At 65.8% G+C, this 17,122-nt stretch carries 16 protein-coding genes; 13 read left to right on the top strand and 3 right to left on the bottom strand.

Annotated elements, in window-relative coordinates:
* Positions 1-62: 62 nt before the first annotated feature.
* From IHV84_RS13925 to IHV84_RS13915, 3 genes are all read right to left on the bottom strand, one after another.
* Positions 63-851 (bottom strand): alpha/beta hydrolase, encoded by a 789-nt coding sequence (locus tag IHV84_RS13925; RefSeq protein ID WP_198847297.1) that lies wholly within the window; start codon positions 849-851, stop codon positions 63-65.
* A gap of 40 nt (positions 852-891) precedes the next feature.
* A complete protein-coding gene (locus tag IHV84_RS13920) occupies positions 892-1,572 on the bottom strand; it encodes a glutathione S-transferase family protein (protein ID WP_198847296.1) in 681 nt (226 codons plus the stop codon).
* An 81-nt stretch (positions 1,573-1,653) separates the two neighbouring features.
* A complete protein-coding gene (locus IHV84_RS13915; protein ID WP_233100016.1) occupies positions 1,654-2,802 on the bottom strand; it encodes an AraC family transcriptional regulator in 1,149 nt (382 codons plus the stop codon).
* Positions 2,803-2,908: 106 nt separating this feature from the next.
* Here IHV84_RS13915 and IHV84_RS13910 point away from each other — a divergent pair, with 106 nt between their 5' ends.
* From IHV84_RS13910 to IHV84_RS13850, 13 genes are all read left to right on the top strand, one after another.
* Positions 2,909-4,639: an AMP-binding protein gene (locus IHV84_RS13910; RefSeq protein ID WP_198847295.1), complete on the top strand. Its 1,731-nt coding sequence runs from the start codon at positions 2,909-2,911 to the stop codon at positions 4,637-4,639.
* A gap of 166 nt (positions 4,640-4,805) precedes the next feature.
* Positions 4,806-6,410, top strand: coding sequence for a carboxyl transferase domain-containing protein (locus tag IHV84_RS13905; RefSeq protein WP_198847294.1), 1,605 nt, complete (start codon positions 4,806-4,808; stop codon positions 6,408-6,410).
* Between the two features lie 29 nt (positions 6,411-6,439).
* Positions 6,440-6,949 (top strand): DinB family protein, encoded by a 510-nt coding sequence (locus tag IHV84_RS13900; RefSeq protein ID WP_198847293.1) that lies wholly within the window; start codon positions 6,440-6,442, stop codon positions 6,947-6,949.
* Entirely contained in the window at positions 6,946-7,728 is a 783-nt protein-coding gene (locus IHV84_RS13895) for an enoyl-CoA hydratase/isomerase family protein (RefSeq protein WP_198847292.1), read from the top strand. The genes IHV84_RS13900 and IHV84_RS13895 overlap by 4 nt, the downstream gene beginning before the upstream one ends.
* Positions 7,729-7,902: 174 nt before the next feature.
* On the top strand, positions 7,903-8,622 hold the full coding sequence (locus IHV84_RS13890; protein ID WP_066786766.1) for a DUF4126 domain-containing protein: 720 nt from the start codon (positions 7,903-7,905) through the stop codon (positions 8,620-8,622).
* A 117-nt stretch (positions 8,623-8,739) separates the two neighbouring features.
* Positions 8,740-10,758, top strand: a complete 2,019-nt coding sequence (locus IHV84_RS13885) for an acetyl/propionyl/methylcrotonyl-CoA carboxylase subunit alpha (RefSeq protein ID WP_198847291.1) — start codon at positions 8,740-8,742, stop codon at positions 10,756-10,758.
* Positions 10,759-10,795: 37 nt separating this feature from the next.
* The gene (locus tag IHV84_RS13880) at positions 10,796-11,716 is read left to right on the top strand and encodes a glyoxylate/hydroxypyruvate reductase A (protein ID WP_198847290.1); all 921 of its coding nucleotides are present in this window, start codon (positions 10,796-10,798) and stop codon (positions 11,714-11,716) included.
* A gap of 32 nt (positions 11,717-11,748) precedes the next feature.
* Entirely contained in the window at positions 11,749-12,663 is a 915-nt protein-coding gene (locus IHV84_RS13875; RefSeq protein ID WP_198847289.1) for a hydroxymethylglutaryl-CoA lyase, read from the top strand.
* Between the two features lie 32 nt (positions 12,664-12,695).
* The gene (locus IHV84_RS13870) at positions 12,696-13,223 is read left to right on the top strand and encodes a YbaK/EbsC family protein (protein ID WP_044396949.1); all 528 of its coding nucleotides are present in this window, start codon (positions 12,696-12,698) and stop codon (positions 13,221-13,223) included.
* Positions 13,220-13,483, top strand: coding sequence for a DUF1289 domain-containing protein (locus IHV84_RS13865; RefSeq protein ID WP_198847288.1), 264 nt, complete (start codon positions 13,220-13,222; stop codon positions 13,481-13,483). The genes IHV84_RS13870 and IHV84_RS13865 overlap by 4 nt, the downstream gene beginning before the upstream one ends.
* A gap of 49 nt (positions 13,484-13,532) precedes the next feature.
* Positions 13,533-14,192 (top strand): 2-hydroxychromene-2-carboxylate isomerase, encoded by a 660-nt coding sequence (locus tag IHV84_RS13860; RefSeq protein ID WP_066699492.1) that lies wholly within the window; start codon positions 13,533-13,535, stop codon positions 14,190-14,192.
* Between the two features lie 210 nt (positions 14,193-14,402).
* Entirely contained in the window at positions 14,403-16,220 is a 1,818-nt protein-coding gene (locus tag IHV84_RS13855; protein WP_198847287.1) for a DUF294 nucleotidyltransferase-like domain-containing protein, read from the top strand.
* 14 nt (positions 16,221-16,234) lie between these two features.
* Complete coding sequence (locus IHV84_RS13850; protein ID WP_198847299.1) at positions 16,235-16,906, top strand: 3'-5' exonuclease; 672 nt, start codon at positions 16,235-16,237, stop codon at positions 16,904-16,906.
* The last annotated feature ends 216 nt before the right edge of the window (positions 16,907-17,122 follow it).

Genomic DNA, 17,122 nt, shown 5'->3' with positions numbered 1-17,122 from the left:
ACCCTTCAGACCTTCACGCCGCCGAATCTTGCTCTTCTGGAGACGTCCATGTAAGGACATCCCTACCGGGCCGGGGCCAGAATCCAGTCGGCCATTTGCCCCACCACGTCAGCCTCCAGGCCGTTGAACCCGTGGTACGCAAAGGCCGCGCAGGCATCCCCCTGGTTCTTGCCGCCCGTGGCGGTGATGAGGTGGCTGCGGGGTGTGTGGGTCAGTTTGGCCATCAGGTTGGGAATCTCGCTGTACGCACAGTGAGAGCAACCATCTTGCTGGTGGTGCACCACCAGCACTGGCACTTTGATTTGTTCCAGCGGCATGGCGGGAACCGGGCGCTGTTTGTCATCCGTCAGGATGGTCGCCGTCAACACCACGCCATCGGGCGCGTCTGCGCCCTGCAGCACGGTGGCTGCATAGGCGGCCGATTGCGTCCCACGGCTGGTGCCCACCAGCCACACGAGCACTTTGGCGGTGGCTCTTGCCCAGGCAATGGTGGCTTTCAAATCGGCCACGTGCTCTTCCGTTTGGCGAAAGCCGTTGAGAAACGGTGCGCGCTGCCGATCCGAGGGCGCGTCCACCACCACCGCCATCAACCCCTTGTCGGCAAATAGTTGCCGCGACCGGACGAGGAAATTGCCTTCCCCCCATTTGAACGACCCGTTCTGAAATATCTGCAACCCGCCATGCCCACCCGCCAGCAGGATGACGGTGGCTTTGGGCTCCGGCGGGGTGGTCACCAGCATGCGCTGGGTGACGCCAGGGCGCGTGGGCAGGTCCACCACCGTGGGTGGTTGCTGGGCTGCGGCGGTGAACGACAGGGCCAGTGCGGCGATGCCAAAGATTTGTTTGAACATGCTGTGCGATCTGTAAAAACGGGTGGGGTGGGGCGTGTGTTCAAGGCTGCGTGTCTGGCGCAGGGGTGGTGGGCACGCCTTGCTCCACAGCCGCCCGCAGTTGCGCCGCCATGGCCCGCTGGTAACCGGGCCGCGCCTGTAGCCGCTGCCAATAGGCTTGGGTGGCCGGGCCAAACTGCGGCGCCAGGCCCAGGTGTTGTGCCAGCAGCAAGGCATAGCCCACCGCCACATCGGCCGCCGTGAAACGGCCCGCGCACAGGTATTCGCTCTGCGCCACCGCAGCTTCCACCGCCCGCAGCCGCGCCAGAAACCAGCGCGTGTAGTCCATCACCACCTGCGGCTGCTGGCGCTCGGTGGGCTCAAACCGGCCATAGCGCAGCACCAGCGTTTGCGGAAAAGTCAGCGTCGCATCGCTCATGTGCAGCCAGTTCAGGTACGCGCCATAAGCAGGGTCGGTGGGCGGCACATCCAGGCCCGCGTCGGGGTGCGTGGCCGCGAGGTATTGGCACATGGCCGCCGATTCGGTCATGCGCACCTCGTTTGGCGCGGCGCCCTGCACCAACAGCGGCACCGTGCCCAGCGGGTTGTCGTCCAGAAACCACCGGGCCTTGGCGCGGGGCGGGAAGGGCAGCATGTGGAGCTGGTAGGGCAGTTGCAGCTCTTCGAGCATCCACAGGGGGCGGAAGGAGCGGGCGCTGACGCAGTGGTGGAGGTGGAGCATGGCAAGCAGGTCGAAGTCAAGGGTCAGTGTAGTGAGGCTGCAATGCCGTGGCGTGACGCGACCCGTCACGTTGGGGGCAAATCATGCCGTGTGGGTTTGGCGGCGAAATTCGGCGGGTGACTGCCCCGTCCACCCGCGAAACGCCCGGATAAAACTCTTCTCGTTCTCAAACCCCGCCGCTTCCGCTACCTGCTTGATGGGCCGCTGCGTGCGGTGCAGCAGTTCCACCGCGCGGGTGCGGCGCACCTCGTCTTTCAGGCCCTGCAGCGTGGCGCCTTCTTCCTTCAATTGCCGGTGCAGTGTGCGCGGCGATACGTGCAGCAGCGCGGCCAGGGATTCGGCGCTGTGCTGGGGCAGGGCGTGGGCGGGTTGTCCGGGCAGGGGCGCGGCCAGCAGCTGGCGCACGCGCTGCACCAGCAGGCGGTCGCGGCGGTAGTGCAGCACCGTCAGGGGCAGGGCGTGTTGCAGCATCTGGCGCAGGGCCTGTTCGTCGCGGCGCAGGGGCAGGTGCAGGTAGCGGGCGTCGAAGTGGATGGCGGTGCGCGGGGCGCTGAAGGTGACGGGGCCGCGGAACAGCACGGCGTAGGCATCGGCGTGGGGTGGCGCGTCAAAGGCGAATTCCGCAGCGATGAGCGGGATGCGCGAGTCCACCATCCAGCAGGCCAGGCCGTGGGCATTGCGCAGCACCGACACCAGGCAGAACTCGCGCAGCGCGCCCAGGTCGCGGGCCTCGGTGATGGTCAGGGTGGCGGTGTCGCCTTGGGTGGTGAGCTGCAGCGCAATGTCGTTCGCCAGCAGGCCGTGGTGGCGGCACCAGCGGGCCAGTGCTACTTGCAGCGTGGGCGAGCTGATGCTGGCGCGCGCCAGCATGCCGTAGCTGCCCCAGGGCAGGCGGCGGATGAACCAGCCCAGGGCTTCGTCGTCCAGCTCCTGCATGGCGGCGTCGGAGATCTGTTCCATCTGCCAGGCGGTGATGCGGGCGCTGTCGTCTTGCAGCAGCTGCGGCGCAATCTGTGCCTGGGCCAGGGCGCGTGCGGGGCTCATGCCGCGACGTTCATAGGCGAGCGCAATGGCGCGCACGAACGCTATGGGCGTAGCCGCCGGTGCAGTCGGCGTGGGGGGTCGAGCTGTGGGGGGTCGAGCTGTGGGGGGCGCAGGCAGGCGGTTGGAGATAGAGGCAGGTGAATTCACGTTACAGAGTGTGCCACCCGTGGCACGATTTGCAACCATTGTGGCAACCCTGCCGGGCCGTGGGCTTCTATGCTTGCCTATGCTTTCGAATGGCTCGCCACGCGCGCTCTGCCCGCGCTGGCCGGATGACCGAGGAGACAAACCCGTGACGACTGCAGCCGCAAAACAATCCGCACCGCTGGTGGACAGCTACGCCCGTGGCGCCACCGATGTTCCCCTGATCGAGCAGACCATCGGCGCCTTCTTTGCCGACATGGTGGCCCGCCAGCCCGACCGCGAGGCGCTGGTGAGCGTGCACCAGGGCCGCCGCTACACCTACGCCCAATTGCAGACCGAAGCCCACCGCCTGGCCAGCGCGCTGCTGGGCCTGGGGCTGGTGCCGGGCGACCGCGTGGGCATCTGGTCGCACAACAACGCCGAATGGGTGCTGATGCAACTGGCCACTGCGCAGGTGGGCCTGGTGCTGGTCAACATCAACCCGGCCTACCGCACGGCCGAGGTGGAATATGCGCTGAACAAGGTGGGCTGCAAGCTGCTGGTGACCATGGCGCGCTTCAAGACCAGCGACTACCTGGGCATGCTGCGCGAGCTGGCGCCCGAGTGGGCGCATGGCACGCCGGGCCAGCTGGAGTCGCAACAGCTGCCTCACCTGCACACTGTCGTCTGGATCGACGAATCTGGCGTGGGTGGCGAAGAGCCTGGCCTGCTGCGCTTTTCGGATCTGATCGCGCGCGGCAACCCGGACGACCCGCGCCTGGCGCAGGTGGCAGCGACGCTGAAGGCCACGGACCCCATCAACATCCAGTTCACCAGCGGCACCACGGGCTTCCCCAAAGGTGCCACGCTCACGCACCGCAACATCCTGAACAACGGCTTCTTCATTGGCGAGTGCATGAAGCTCACGCCTGAAGACCGGCTGTGCATTCCCGTGCCGCTGTACCACTGCTTTGGCATGGTGCTGGGCAACCTGGCCTGCCTGACGCACGGCGCTGCCATCGTGTACCCCAATGATGGCTTCGACCCGCTGACGGTGCTGCAAACGGTGCAGGACGAGCGCTGCACCGGCCTGCACGGCGTGCCCACGATGTTCATTGCCGAGCTGGACCACCCACGCTTTGCCGAGTTCAACCTCAGCACCCTGCGCACCGGCATCATGGCCGGGTCGCCTTGCCCCACCGAGGTGATGAAGCGCGTGGTGGAGCAGATGAACCTGCGCGAGATCACCATCGCCTATGGCATGACCGAAACCAGCCCCGTGAGCTGCCAGAGCAGCACCGACACGCCGCTGGACAAGCGCGTATCGACCGTAGGCCAGGTGCAGCCGCATCTGGAGATCAAGATCGTGGACCCCGAAACGGGTGCCACCGTGCCCCGTGGTGAGCGCGGCGAGTTCTGCACCAAAGGCTATTCCGTCATGCACGGCTACTGGGGCGACGAGGCCAAGACCCGCGAGGCGATTGACGCCGACGGCTGGATGCACACCGGCGACCTGGCCACCATGGACGCCGAGGGTTATGTGAACATCGTCGGCCGCATCAAGGACATGGTGATCCGTGGCGGCGAGAACATCTACCCGCGCGAGATCGAAGAATTCTTGTACCGCCACCCGCAGGTGCAGGACGTGCAGGTGGTGGGCGTGCCCGATCAGAAATACGGCGAAGAACTCTGCGCCTGGATCATCGCCAAGCCCGGCACGAAGCCCACAGAGGACGACATCCGCGCCTTCTGCAAGGGCCAGATTGCGCACTACAAGGTGCCGCGCTACATCCGCTTTGTCACCAGCTTTCCGATGACGGTGACGGGCAAGATCCAGAAGTTCAAGATCCGTGACGAGATGAAGGACCAGCTGGGCCTGGAAGAACAGAAAACCGCTTGAACTGATGACCCCCCTGAGCCGCTTCGCGTCTTCCCCCCAGGGGGACGCCGCCACTGGCCCGGCAAAGCCGGTTCCACGGCGGCCCGGGCTTGGCCTGCTCCGCGGCCTTCAGTGCCACCGGCCAGCCGGTGGCGCTACGTAAACCCAAGATATCGATGGAGCTTGCATGATTCTCGACACCCAACTCAACGCCCGCTCGGCGGACTTTCTGGCCAACGCCGCCGCCATGCGCACGCTGGTGGATGACCTGCGCGCCCAGCTTGACAAGGTGGCCCAGGGCGGTGGGGAAGCCGCCCGCGCCAAGCACACCGCGCGGGGCAAGCTGCTGCCCCGCGAGCGCGTGCAGATGCTGCTGGACCCCGGCACGCCGTTCCTCGAACTCGCCCCGCTGGCGGCGCTCAACATGTACAACAACGACGCACCCAGCGCCGGGCTCATCGCGGGCATTGGCCGCGTGAGCGGCGTGGACTGCATGATCGTGTGCAACGACGCCACAGTGAAGGGCGGCACCTACTACCCGCTCACCGTCAAGAAGCACCTGCGTGCCCAAGAGGTGGCGCAGCAGAACCACCTGCCCTGTATCTACCTGGTGGACTCGGGTGGGGCCAACCTGCCCAACCAGGACGAGGTCTTCCCCGACCGCGACCACTTCGGCCGCATCTTCTTCAACCAGGCCAACATGAGCGCCATGGGCATCAGTCAGATCGCCGTGGTGATGGGCTCGTGCACGGCAGGCGGCGCCTACGTGCCCGCAATGAGCGATGAATCGATCATCGTCAAGAACCAGGGCACCATCTTTTTGGGTGGCCCACCGCTGGTGAAGGCCGCCACGGGCGAGGTGGTGAGCGCCGAAGACCTGGGCGGTGGCGATGTGCACACGCGCCTGTCGGGCGTGGCCGACCACCTGGCGCAAAACGACCTGCACGCGCTGCAGCTGGCACGCAATGCCGTGCGCAATTTGAATAAAAACAAGCCTCCAGCGCCCGCAGATCAAGCGCCGGTAGCTCCTAAATTTGCAGCAGAAGAGCTGTATGGCGTGATCCCCGTGGACACGCGCAAGCCGTTTGACGTGCGCGAGATCATTGCCCGCATCGTCGATGGCAGCGAGTTCGACGAGTTCAAGGCACGCTACGGCACCACGCTGGTCTGCGGCTTTGCGCGCATCGAGGGGATGATGGTCGGCATCATCGCCAACAACGGCATCCTGTTCAGCGAGTCGGCCTTGAAGGGCGCGCACTTCATCGAGCTGTGCTGCCAGCGCAAGGTGCCGCTGGTGTTCCTGCAGAACATCACCGGCTTCATGGTGGGCCGCAAGTACGAGAACGAAGGCATTGCCCGCAACGGCGCCAAGATGGTGACGGCCGTGGCCACAGCGAGTGTGCCCAAGTTCACCATCATCATCGGCGGCAGCTTTGGCGCAGGCAACTACGGCATGTGCGGCCGCGCGTACAGCCCCCGCTTCTTGTGGATGTGGCCCAACGCGCGCATCAGCGTGATGGGCGGCGAGCAGGCTGCTGGCGTGCTGGCCACGGTGAAGCGCGACGGCATCGAGGCCAAGGGTGGGCAGTGGAGCATGGAGGAAGAAGAAGCCTTCAAGGCCCCCATCCGCCGCCAGTACGAAGACCAGGGCCACCCCTACTACGCCACGGCCCGCCTGTGGGACGACGGCGTGATCGACCCCGCCGACACCCGCCGCGTGCTGGCGCTGGGCCTGGCGGCCACGCGCAACGCGCCGATTGAAGACACCAAGTTCGGCCTGTTCCGCATGTAACCCCGCCAGAGCCAGAACCAGGAGCTACGATGGACGCTGTTGCCCACTTCACCCAGCTGGCACGCTACAACGTGTGGGCCACGGCGCGCGTGCTCGATGCCGTGCGGGCCTTGCCTGAAGAGGCGTATCGGCGCAATGTGGGCCTGTTCTTCAAAAGTATTCACGGCACGCTCAACCACCTGTTGGTAGGCGAGCACCATCTGTGGTTCGTGCGCTTTGCCGAAGGCATCTCGCCCAAGGTGGCTTTGGACGCCGAGCTGGAGAGTGGCCGCGCGCAGCTCGATGCCCGCCTGCGCGAAGGCGCTGCCCGCTGGGCGCCGCTGATCGCCTCGTTCAAGCCCGACCGCTGGAGCGGCACGCTCGACTACACCACCATGCGCGGCACAGCGGCATCGCTGCCGTTTGCCGCCACGCTGGCGCATGTGTTCAACCACGGCACACACCACCGGGGCCAGATCACTGCCGCATTGACCGCGCTGGGCCAGCCTTGCCCCGAGCTGGACTTCGTCTACTTTCTTCAAAACCCGACCAAGCCATGAGCAGCCAGAACCTTTCCATCACTCAGACCGGCGCAGTGGCGCGCATCACGCTCACGCAGCCGGAGATTCGCAACGCCTTCAGCGACGAAGTCATTGCCGAGATCACGGCCGCCTTTGTGGACGTGGGCAGCCGCGCCGATGTGCGCGCCGTGGTGCTGGCGGCCGAAGGCCCCGCATTCTGTGCCGGTGCCAACCTGAACTGGATGCGCCGTATGGCCGACTACACGCGCGATGAAAACATCGCCGACGCGGGCAAGCTCGCCGAGATGCTGCGCGTGATTTATGAATGCCCCAAGCCCACCATCGCCCGCGTGCAGGGCGATGTGTACGCCGGCGGCATGGGCCTGGTGGCCGCGTGCGATATGGCCGTGGCGGTGGATACCGCAGGTTTTTGCCTGAGCGAGGTGAAGCTGGGGCTCATCCCCGCCACCATCAGCCCCTACGTGATCCGCGCCATGGGCGCGCGTGCTGCGCACCGCTACTTTCTGACGGCCGAGCGTTTTGGCGCCGCCGAGGCGCTGCGCATCGGCTTTGTGCACGAGGTGGTGACTGCCGATGAGCTGGATGCCAAGGTGGATGAACTGCTCAAGGCCCTGACCGCCGCCAGCCCCAACGCCGTGCGTGTGTGCAAGAAGCTGGTGATGGATGTGGCCGAGCGCGAAATCAATGCCGGGCTGATCGCCGCCACCGTGCAGGGCATTGCCGATATCCGTGCCAGCGACGAGGGCAAGGAAGGCGTGCAGTCGTTCCTGAACAAACGCAAGCCCAACTGGTTATGAGCCGACACCCCCCTGAGGCGCTGCGCGCCTTCCCCCCGCTCTCGCTGTGCTGCGCTCAGCGGGCAGGGGGACGACGCCCTCGCTGCGGGGCGGCCCTTGCTCGGCGTCCTGTGCCCGGTGCGCGCCAGTTGTTACGGTCAACCATCTTTCGCTGTGCCGGGGAGTGCTACTGACATGGACACCCTCTGGCTTCACATCGTGCAGTGGCTCCACACCGTGGGGCTGCATATCGACGGCGGCACCGCGCGTGCCGTAGGAGATGCGGCGGCCAATGCCACCGCGCAGCTCGACATGCCCAGCCTGCTGGCGCTGGCTGCAGCCCTGGGCTGGGCCAGCGGGTTTCGGCTGTATGCCGTGGTCTTCCTGGTGGGGATGATGGGCGTGCTGGGCTGGATGCCGTTGCCGCCGGGCCTGGCCGTGTTGCAAAACCCCCTGGTGTTGACGGTGAGCGGCGCCATGCTGCTGGTGGAATTTTTTGCCGACAAGGTGCCGTGGGTGGACAGCGCCTGGGATGCCGCGCACGCCTTCATCCGCGTGCCCGCAGGGGCGGCGCTGGCTTACGGCGTGTTTGGCGCCGACAACGCTGCGATGGCCGTGGTGGCGGGGTTGCTGGGGGGCTCGCTCTCGGCCACCGCGCTGGCTACCAAGATGACCACGCGCGCGGCGGTGAATACCTCGCCCGAGCCGTTTTCCAACTGGGGGCTGTCGTTCTTTGAGGATGGCCTGGTGGTGGCGGTGGTGTGGCTGGCCACGCAGTACCCGGTGGCGTTTGGGGTGGCGCTGGTGGTGATGGTGATCGTGTCGGTACTGCTGCTGGTGGTGCTGTTCAAGTTTCTGCGCGCCGTGGTGCGGCGCTTGTCTTCTTTCTTTTCTGGTTCTGCCAAGGTGGCTTAAACATGTTCAACAAGATCCTTATTGCAAACCGCGGCGAAAACGGTTGCTCAGCAACCGTTTCGACAAATCGTATGGCACGCGTAGCGTGCGCAGGCGATCTCGCCGCAGGAGGGCGCAATGTTTAACAAGATACTGATCGCTAACCGCGGCGAGATCGCCTGCCGTGTCGCCGCCACTGCCAAGCGCCTGGGCGTGAAAACCGTCGCCGTGTATTCCGACGCCGACGCGCAGGCCAAGCACGTGGCCGTGTGCGACGAGGCCGTGCACATTGGCGGCAGTGCGCCCAAGGACAGCTACTTGCGCTGGGAGCGCATCATCGACGCGGCCAAGGCCACAGGCGCGCAGGCCATCCACCCCGGCTACGGCTTTCTGAGCGAGAACGAAGACTTTGCCAAGGCCTGTGCCGACGCGGGCCTGGTCTTCATCGGCCCGCCTGCCAGCGCCATCAATGCGATGGGGCTGAAGGCCGAGTCCAAGCGCCTGATGGAGCAAGCCCAGGTGCCCCTGGTGCCCGGCTACCACGGTGCGGACCAGGACCCCGCGCTGTTGCAGCGCGAGGCAGACCGCATTGGCTACCCCGTGCTCATCAAGGCCAGCGCGGGCGGCGGCGGCAAAGGCATGCGTGCGGTGGACAAGGCCGAGGACTTCGCCGCGGCGCTCGAATCGTGCAAGCGCGAAGCCATCAACAGCTTTGGCGACGATGCGGTGCTAGTGGAGAAATATGTGCAGCGCCCCCGCCACATCGAGATCCAGGTGTTTGGCGACACGCACGGCAACTGCGTGTACCTGTTTGAGCGCGATTGCTCGGTGCAACGCCGCCACCAGAAGGTGCTGGAAGAAGCCCCCGCCCCCGGCATGACGCCCGAGCTGCGCGCCCGCATGGGCGAGGCCGCCGTGGCTGCCGCCCGTGCCGTGAAATATGTGGGCGCGGGCACGGTGGAGTTCATCGTCGAGCAGCCCGGCGGCTACGACGCGCCCGAGCAGATGAAGTTCTACTTCATGGAGATGAACACCCGCCTGCAGGTGGAGCACCCCGTGACCGAAGCCATCACCGGCCTGGACCTGGTGGAGTGGCAATTGCGCGTGGCCTCGGGCGAGCCGTTGCCGCTGAGGCAGGAAGACCTGCGCATCACTGGCCACGCCATCGAGGCGCGCATCTGCGCCGAGAACCCCGACAACAACTTCCTGCCCGCCACCGGCGCGCTGAATGTGTATGCCTTGCCCGAGTGCGTGACCTTTGAGCGGGGCGCGGTCCGCGTCGATTCCGGCGTGCGCCAGGGCGATGCGATCAGCCCCTTCTATGACTCCATGGTGGCCAAGCTCATCGTGCATGGCGACACGCGCGAGCAAGCTCTGGCGCGGCTGGATGAAGCCCTGGCGCAGACCCACATCGTGGGCCTGGCGACCAACGTGCAGTTCCTGCGCCGCGTGGCCCGCACCGATTCGTTTGCCCAGGCCAAGCTCGACACCGCCCTCATTCAGCGTGAGCAGGCCGTGCTGTTCCACCAGGAACCCGTGGGCTTGCCGCTGGCCGCTGCGGCAGCCGTGGCCCAAACGCTGCTGCATGAGCGTGCCAGCGAAGGCGTGGACCCGTTCAGCCGCCGCGACGGTTTCCACACGCATGGCGTGGTGCAGCGCCGTTTTGAATTTGAGTTTGCGGGCGAGCACGTCAAGGCATCGCTGACTTACGAGCGCGGCGGCAGCTTGACCCTGTCGGTAGGCAGTGGCGAGGCCATGGTGACCAGCCCCCTGGTGTTCGAGCAGCGGGCCGGTGGCATCGAACTGCAATTTGCCGGCCAGCGCACCCGCGCCGCCGTCTACCCGCAGGGCGAGGTAGACCATGTGTTCACCCCGCTGGGCGCTACGCAGATCACGTCCATCGACCTGCTGGCCCACTCGGGCGAGACTGCGGCCGAGGGCGGGCGCCTCACGGCCCCCATGCCGGGCAAGGTGGTGTCGTTTGCGGTGAAGGCAGGCGATGCCGTGACCAAGGGCCAACCGCTGGCGGTGATGGAAGCCATGAAGATGGAGCACACCATTGCTGCCCCCGCCGATGGCGTGGTGCAGGAACTGCTCTACGCGCCCGGCGACCAGGTGACCGAAGGGGCCGAGCTGCTCAAGCTTTCCGCTGCGTGACAACGCGCAGCGGCAGGGCGCGGTACGCTTGGCAGCCATGAAAATCACCTTTTGCTGTACCGACACCAAGGCCGAGCCCTGGCTGCAGGGCCTGGCGGCCGTGCTGCCCGGCGCTGATATTTCCGTGTGGCAGCCGGGCGCGCCACAGGCTGACTACGCCGTGGTTTGGGCCCCGCCCCAGCAGTTCATGGACGAGCAGTCGGGCCTCAAAGCCCTGTTCAACATCGGCGCGGGTGTGGATGCGCTGCTCAAGCTACGCCTGCCACCCCAGGCGCTGGTGGTGCGGCTGGACGACGCTGGCATGGCCGTGCAGATGGCCGAATATGTGTGCCACGCGGTCATCCGCCACTTTCGCGAGTTCGATGGCTATGAGGCTGACATGGCGGCAGGCCGCTGGGGCTACCGCAAGCCGCGCCTGCGCAGCGACTTTCCCATCGGCGTGATGGGCCTGGGCGTGCTCGGCGAGCGCGTGGCCAGGGCATTGGCGCAGTTCGACTTTCCCATCAACGGCTACAGCCGCAGCCCCAAGGTCATTGACGGTGTGCGCGCCTTCACGGGTGCCGAGCAGTTCAACGAATTTCTGGCGGCCAGCCGGGTGCTGGTCAACCTGCTGCCACTCACGCCAGAGACGGCCAATGTCATGAACCAGGACACGCTGGGCCGTCTGCGGCCGGGTGCCTATGTCATCAACGTGGCGCGTGGCGCGCACCTGGTGGAAGAGGACCTGTTGGCCTTGATCGACAGCGGCCATGTGGCGGGCGCCACGCTCGACGTGTTTCGCACCGAGCCGCTGCCTGCGGGCCATGCGTTCTGGAACCACCCCCGCATCACCATCACCCCGCACACCTCGGCGCGCACGTTGCGCGACGAAAGCATCGCCCAGATCGCCCGCAAGATGGCGGCGCTGGAGCGCGGCGAGGCGGTGGCGGGCATCGTCAACCCCGCACGCGGCTATTGATTGCGCGTGTTTTCCATTTGTTGAGGCCTTTCATGACTTCCTCCATCCCCTCTCGCGTACGGCTCATCGACGTGGGCCCCCGCGATGGCCTGCAGAACGAGAAAACCCCCGTGCCCGCCGCCGTCAAGGTAGAGCTGGTGCACCGCCTGCAGCAGGCGGGGCTGAAAGAGATCGAGGTCACCAGCTATGTCTCGCCCAAATGGGTGCCGCAGATGGGCGACAACCACGAGGTGATGAGCGGCATCGTGCGCCAGCCGGGCGTGGCGTATTCGGTACTCACGCCCAACCTCAAGGGTTTTGAGGCGGCGGTGCTCGACCAGCCCGACGAGATCGTGGTGTTCGGCTCGGCCAGCGAGGCCTTCAGCCAGCGCAACATCAACTGCAGCATTGCCGAGAGCATTGAGCGCTTTGCGCCCGTGGTGCAGGCCGCGCTGGCCGCGGGCATCCGCGTGCGCGGGGCGATGAGCTGCACCGTGGGCTGCCCGTACGAAGGCGACATTGCCCCCGAGCGCGTGGCCTACCTGGCTGGGCTGCTCAAGGGCATTGGCGTACAGCGGGTGGATGTGGCCGACACCATTGGCGTGGGCACGCCGCGCAAGGTGCAAAAGGCGCTGGAGGCCACGCTGCAGCACTTTGGCATCGACGAGGTGTCGGGCCACTTTCACGACACCTACGGCCAGGCGCTATCGAACACGCTGGCGGCGCTGGAACTGGGCGTGTGGAACTTCCAGTCGTCTGTGGCCGGGCTGGGTGGTTGCCCTTACGCCAAGGGCGCAACCGGCAACGTGGCGACGGAAGACGTGGTCTACATGCTGCACGGTATGGACATTGATACCGGCATTGACCTGGACCGGCTGATTGACGCTGGCGCTTACATTAGCGGCTTTCTCGATCGCAAGCCCAACTCCCGAGTGGCCAACGCACTGCTGACCAAGCGTGCAGGCTGAGTGCGGGGCGCGGGCAACAAGGATGGATGTGTATGTGTGGAAGTGAACTGACCGCGCTGCCCGATGGCGTGCAGCGCGTGGCCGCAGCCTTGCAGGAAAAGGGGCACCCGCACGGGCCCCGCATGCTCGACAACTCCGCCCGCACCGCGCAGGAAGCGGCAGACGCCCTGGGCATTGCCGTGGGGCAGATTGCCAAGAGCATCATCTTCCGGCGCAAGAGCGATGACGCGGCTGTGCTGGTGGTTACCTCGGGCGACCGGCGGGTGGATGAAAAGAAGGTCGAAGCCCATGTGGGCAAGGTGGGCCGCGCCGATGCCGATTTTGTGAAAAGCCGCACAGGCTTTTCGATTGGCGGCGTTTCGCCCGTGGCCCACGCCACACCGCCCGTGACGCTGATCGACCAGGACCTGCTTCGCTTTGACGTGGTGTGGGCCGCCGCCGGGCACCCCAACGGCGTGTTCCCGCTGCACCCCAGCGACTTGCAGCGTTTGACGGGTGCGCCCGTGGTGGATGTGGTGCAGGCCAGCGCCCCACAGGCGAGTGGAGCAGGTGCCGCATGAGTGCTACTGAACCGATAGCAGCTCGCGCCCGTTTGATGAGCGAAGCGGGCTATTTTGATGAAAACTCTGACGAGGTGGTGCCTTCGCCCTGCATCTCGGTGTGCCGCATGACGGAAGACCGCAGCCGCTGCGAGGGGTGCTTTCGCACCATCGATGAAATCCGCGCCTGGGCGGCCGCCGATAGCGCGCAGCGCCGCGCCATCTGGGTGCAGTTGCTGCAGCGTGCCGGGGCCGATGTGCCCGAAACCCTCGCCCGCTGATTCCCTTTGTTTGTTGCACGCAGCCCTTGGCAGCGCAGGAGCCCAGCCCATGAAGCACATCACGTTTTATCTGGACTTTGTTTCGCCTTACGCCTGGTTGGCGTACGAGCGCCTGCCCGATGCGCTGGAGGGGCTGAGCTACAGCGTTTCCTACAAACCCGTGCTGCTGGGCGCATTGCTGCAACAGCACGCCAACCCCGGGCCCGCAGGCATTGCCCCCAAGCGCGACTGGACCTACCGCCACGTCACCTGGCTGGGCCATGCGCAGGGCACGCCGCTGCAGATGCCGGCACGCCACCCGTTCAACCCGCTGCCCCTGCTGCGACAGGCGCTGGCTTGCAGTGACGATGGCTGCATCAACCGCTTTGTGGCTGGTGCACTGCTGCGCCACGTGTGGCAGGGCGGGCATGACGCGCTGGACGCCGAGCGCCTGCGCGTGCTGGCTGAGCAACTCAGCGAGCAGATTCGCCCAGGGCAAGACATGCACAGCGATGGCCCCAAAGCTCTGCTGCGCGCCAACACCGAAGCCGCTCAGGCCGCCGGGGTGTTTGGTGTGCCCGCCTTTGATGTGGACGGCAAGCTGTTCTGGGGGCTCGATGGCTTGCCCATGCTGCGCGCGTATCTGGCGGGAGACGCCTGGTTCGACGGCCCGCAGTGGGACGCGGTGGCGCAGGTGCCATCAGGGTTGGCGCCAGCCGCCAAGGGTTAATTTGCTATTGATTTGATAGCTGGTGGCGCTTTCTAATCAAGCGCTAGAGGCTGATTTTATTTAAATCGATCTGCGGTGCGGTGCGGTGCGGTGCGGTGCGGTGTGGTGTGGGTCAAGCCACGGCTTGAAACCGCGCTGTTGCAAGCCCCCTGCAAGCGCGCAGTGGTGGAATGAAGCCATCCGGACCCGTTCCGATGGAGGCCGCTGCGCATGCCCAACGCATTCCCGTTTTCGTTGTCACCGTTCGACTGCCTGGACCCGGACGAGCGGCGCCAGGTGCGCGGCAGTGTGGACATTGCCTACTTCCCTCAGCAGGCCGTGATTCTGGAGCCTGGCGCCACGCCGTCGCACCTGTTCGTCATTGTCAAAGGCTACGTGCAACAGATGGACGATGGCGAGGTGGTGGCCACTTTGGGGCCAGACGATTGCTTTGATGGGCGCAGCCTGGTGGCCGGGCGCGTCAGCAGTCGGTTTGTGGCCGCGCAAGAAGTGGTGGCCTACCAGCTCGCTCGGCAGACGGTGATCGAGCTGATTGCCAGCAACGCCACGTTTGGCGCGCTGCTGTTTGCCGACCTGGGCCACAAGCTCAGTGTGCTGGCAGAGCGCCAGCAGCCGCGCGAGCTACCGTCGCTGAGCCTCTCGCGCGTGGGCGAAGCCTTTTTGCGCCCGGTGCACAGCGTCGATGCGGCGACTGACATCCTGAGCGTGGTGCGGCTGATGCGCGAACAGCGCACCTCCAGCGTGGTGGTGCTGGACGCGGTGGGCGGGCGCAAGGGCATTTTCAGCCGCACCTTGCTGCAGCAGGCCATTCTGGACGGGCGGCCCCTGCAGACCATGCCGGTGGGCGACTGGGCGCGCTACCCGCTGATCGAAATCCGCTCGACCGAGCTGCTGGGCGACGCCATGGCCACCATGCTGCGCCACCGTATCCACCGGCTGGTGGTGGAAGAGGGCGGCCAGATGCTGGGCGTGCTGGAGGCGCTGGATTTGCTCAGCTACCTCTCCAACCAGTCGCACATCGTGACCTTACAGATCGAGCAGGCGCGTGACCTGGACAGTCTCGCCTCTGCCGCAGCGCAGATCACCAAGGTGATCGCATTGCTGTTTCGCAGTGGCTCGCGGGTGGAGCTGATTGCGCGGCTCGTGCAACAGCTCAACGCCCGCCTGTTTGAGCGGGCCTGGCAGCTCATTGCACCGCCCGACCTGGTGGCCAACAGCTGCCTGTTCGTGATGGGCAGTGAAGGCCGGGGCGAGCAACTGCTCAAGACCGACCAGGACAACGGCCTCATCCTGCGCGACGGCTACGAACCTCCTGCCGACCTGCCTGCCATCTGCGAACGCTTTTCTGCGGCACTGGGCGTGTTTGGCTACCCGCCATGCCCCGGCGGCATCATGCTCAGCAACCCGGCCTGGCGGCGCACCGCGAAAGACTTTGCTGCCACGCTGCGCGAGTGGGTGTGGCAGCCGGGCGGGGACAACCTCATGCACCTGGCGATCTTCATGGACGCCCACGCGGTGGCCGGCGATGCGGCGCTGCTCGCCCAGGTCAGCGACAGCCTGCACCAGCTGGCGACCGACAACGATGCGCTGCTGGGGCGCTTCGCCGCTGCCATCGATGCGTTCGAGGCCCATGCGGGTTGGCTCGGCAAGCTGTTTTCGCTGGGCGAAACGCCACCACCGCTGCACCTGAAAAAGGCGGGTCTTTTCCCGCTGGTGCATGGCGTGCGCAGCCTGGCGCTGGCGCACCAGGTCCGGGCCACGTCCACCGCTGCGCGCGTACAGGCGCTGGTGGGCCTGGGGGCACTGTCGCCGGGCGAAGGCGAGGATTTGGCCGAGGCATTGCACGTGTTCATGGCGCTCAAGCTGAAGGCGGGCCTGGCCGAGCAGGAACAGGCGCGGCCGGTGAGCGGCACCGTGGTGGTGCAGCAGCTCAGCAGCCTGGACCGGGATCTGCTCAAGGACGCGTTGGGTGTGGTCAAGCGCTTTCAGCAACTGCTGCGCACGCGCTTTCATCTGGGGGCCTTGTGATGGGCGCGGTGGAGATGTGGGGTGGTGGAGACGGGCTTCGCCCCGCGCTGTTCCCTGGCTGGGCGGCCCTGCGGCGGCGGTGGCTGGCCCATCGGTTGCGTGACCCGCGCTTTGCATCGCTGCTGCAACCCCCTCCGCCCCACGAATGGGTGGCGCTGGATTGCGAAACTACCGGGCTGGATGTGCGTACCGACGAAATCGTCTCGATTGGCGCAGTGCGCATCGAGGGCGACCGCATCGTGACCAGCGAACGCCTGGAACTGCTGGTTCGGCCCGAGCGCGCGGTATCTGCCAACAGCGTGCGCATCCACCGGCTGCGCACCCAGGATCTGGCCGAGGGCCTGCCGCTGTCGGTGGCAGTGGAGCAACTGCTCACTTTTATCGGTAGCCGCCCTCTGGTGGGGTATTACCTGGAGTTTGACGTGGCGATGCTCAACCGCGCCGTGCGCCCGCTGCTGGGCATTGGCCTGCCCCAGCCCTGCATCGAAGTTTCCGCGTTGTATTACGACTACAAGTTCCAGCAACTGCCGCCTTACCAGCAGCACGACAACGCCGATATCGATCTGCGCCTGGCGACATTAATGAAAGACTTGGATCTGCCCCAGCGTGAAGCCCACGATGCCCTGAACGATGCTGTCATGGCGGCGCTGGCATTCATCAAATTGCGCCATTTGTGCCACCGGTAGATGCCTTGGGCGAATGCCCGAGCCCGCCAGAGCATTCGGCACCTTAAAAACATGGAGCGACCAGGAAAATATGGCTGTTTGTTGACGGCGGATTCTGAAAATGTTGCTTATATGCATAAATTGCTGAGCAAATAGCAATCTGCACTTAGTCCGGAGGGGCGCAACACCTAAAATTTGTGTAGTTGTAGTGACAGCTTTTGCTGGCGACCCCAGTGA

The organism is Acidovorax sp. IB03, assembly GCF_016406015.1.
Lineage (GTDB): Bacteria > Pseudomonadota > Gammaproteobacteria > Burkholderiales > Burkholderiaceae_C > Acidovorax > Acidovorax temperans.
This window is presented reverse-complemented; position numbering and strand designations above follow the sequence as displayed.

What these genes read in the sequence shown, in the direction of transcription:
- IHV84_RS13925 (WP_198847297.1), bottom strand. Translation starts at nt 851, where the DNA reads ATGTTCAAACAAATCTTTGGCATCGCCGCACTGGCCCTGTCGTTCACC.
- IHV84_RS13920 (WP_198847296.1), bottom strand. Translation starts at nt 1,572, where the DNA reads ATGCTCCACCTCCACCACTGCGTCAGCGCCCGCTCCTTCCGCCCCCTG.
- IHV84_RS13915 (WP_233100016.1), bottom strand. Translation starts at nt 2,802, where the DNA reads ATGGTTGCAAATCGTGCCACGGGTGGCACACTCTGTAACGTGAATTCA.
- IHV84_RS13905 (WP_198847294.1), top strand. Translation starts at nt 4,806, where the DNA reads ATGATTCTCGACACCCAACTCAACGCCCGCTCGGCGGACTTTCTGGCC.
- IHV84_RS13900 (WP_198847293.1), top strand. Translation starts at nt 6,440, where the DNA reads ATGGACGCTGTTGCCCACTTCACCCAGCTGGCACGCTACAACGTGTGG.
- IHV84_RS13895 (WP_198847292.1), top strand. Translation starts at nt 6,946, where the DNA reads ATGAGCAGCCAGAACCTTTCCATCACTCAGACCGGCGCAGTGGCGCGC.
- IHV84_RS13890 (WP_066786766.1), top strand. Translation starts at nt 7,903, where the DNA reads ATGGACACCCTCTGGCTTCACATCGTGCAGTGGCTCCACACCGTGGGG.
- IHV84_RS13885 (WP_198847291.1), top strand. Translation starts at nt 8,740, where the DNA reads ATGTTTAACAAGATACTGATCGCTAACCGCGGCGAGATCGCCTGCCGT.
- IHV84_RS13880 (WP_198847290.1), top strand. Translation starts at nt 10,796, where the DNA reads ATGAAAATCACCTTTTGCTGTACCGACACCAAGGCCGAGCCCTGGCTG.
- IHV84_RS13875 (WP_198847289.1), top strand. Translation starts at nt 11,749, where the DNA reads ATGACTTCCTCCATCCCCTCTCGCGTACGGCTCATCGACGTGGGCCCC.
- IHV84_RS13870 (WP_044396949.1), top strand. Translation starts at nt 12,696, where the DNA reads ATGTGTGGAAGTGAACTGACCGCGCTGCCCGATGGCGTGCAGCGCGTG.
- IHV84_RS13865 (WP_198847288.1), top strand. Translation starts at nt 13,220, where the DNA reads ATGAGTGCTACTGAACCGATAGCAGCTCGCGCCCGTTTGATGAGCGAA.
- IHV84_RS13860 (WP_066699492.1), top strand. Translation starts at nt 13,533, where the DNA reads ATGAAGCACATCACGTTTTATCTGGACTTTGTTTCGCCTTACGCCTGG.
- IHV84_RS13855 (WP_198847287.1), top strand. Translation starts at nt 14,403, where the DNA reads ATGCCCAACGCATTCCCGTTTTCGTTGTCACCGTTCGACTGCCTGGAC.
- IHV84_RS13850 (WP_198847299.1), top strand. Translation starts at nt 16,235, where the DNA reads ATGTGGGGTGGTGGAGACGGGCTTCGCCCCGCGCTGTTCCCTGGCTGG.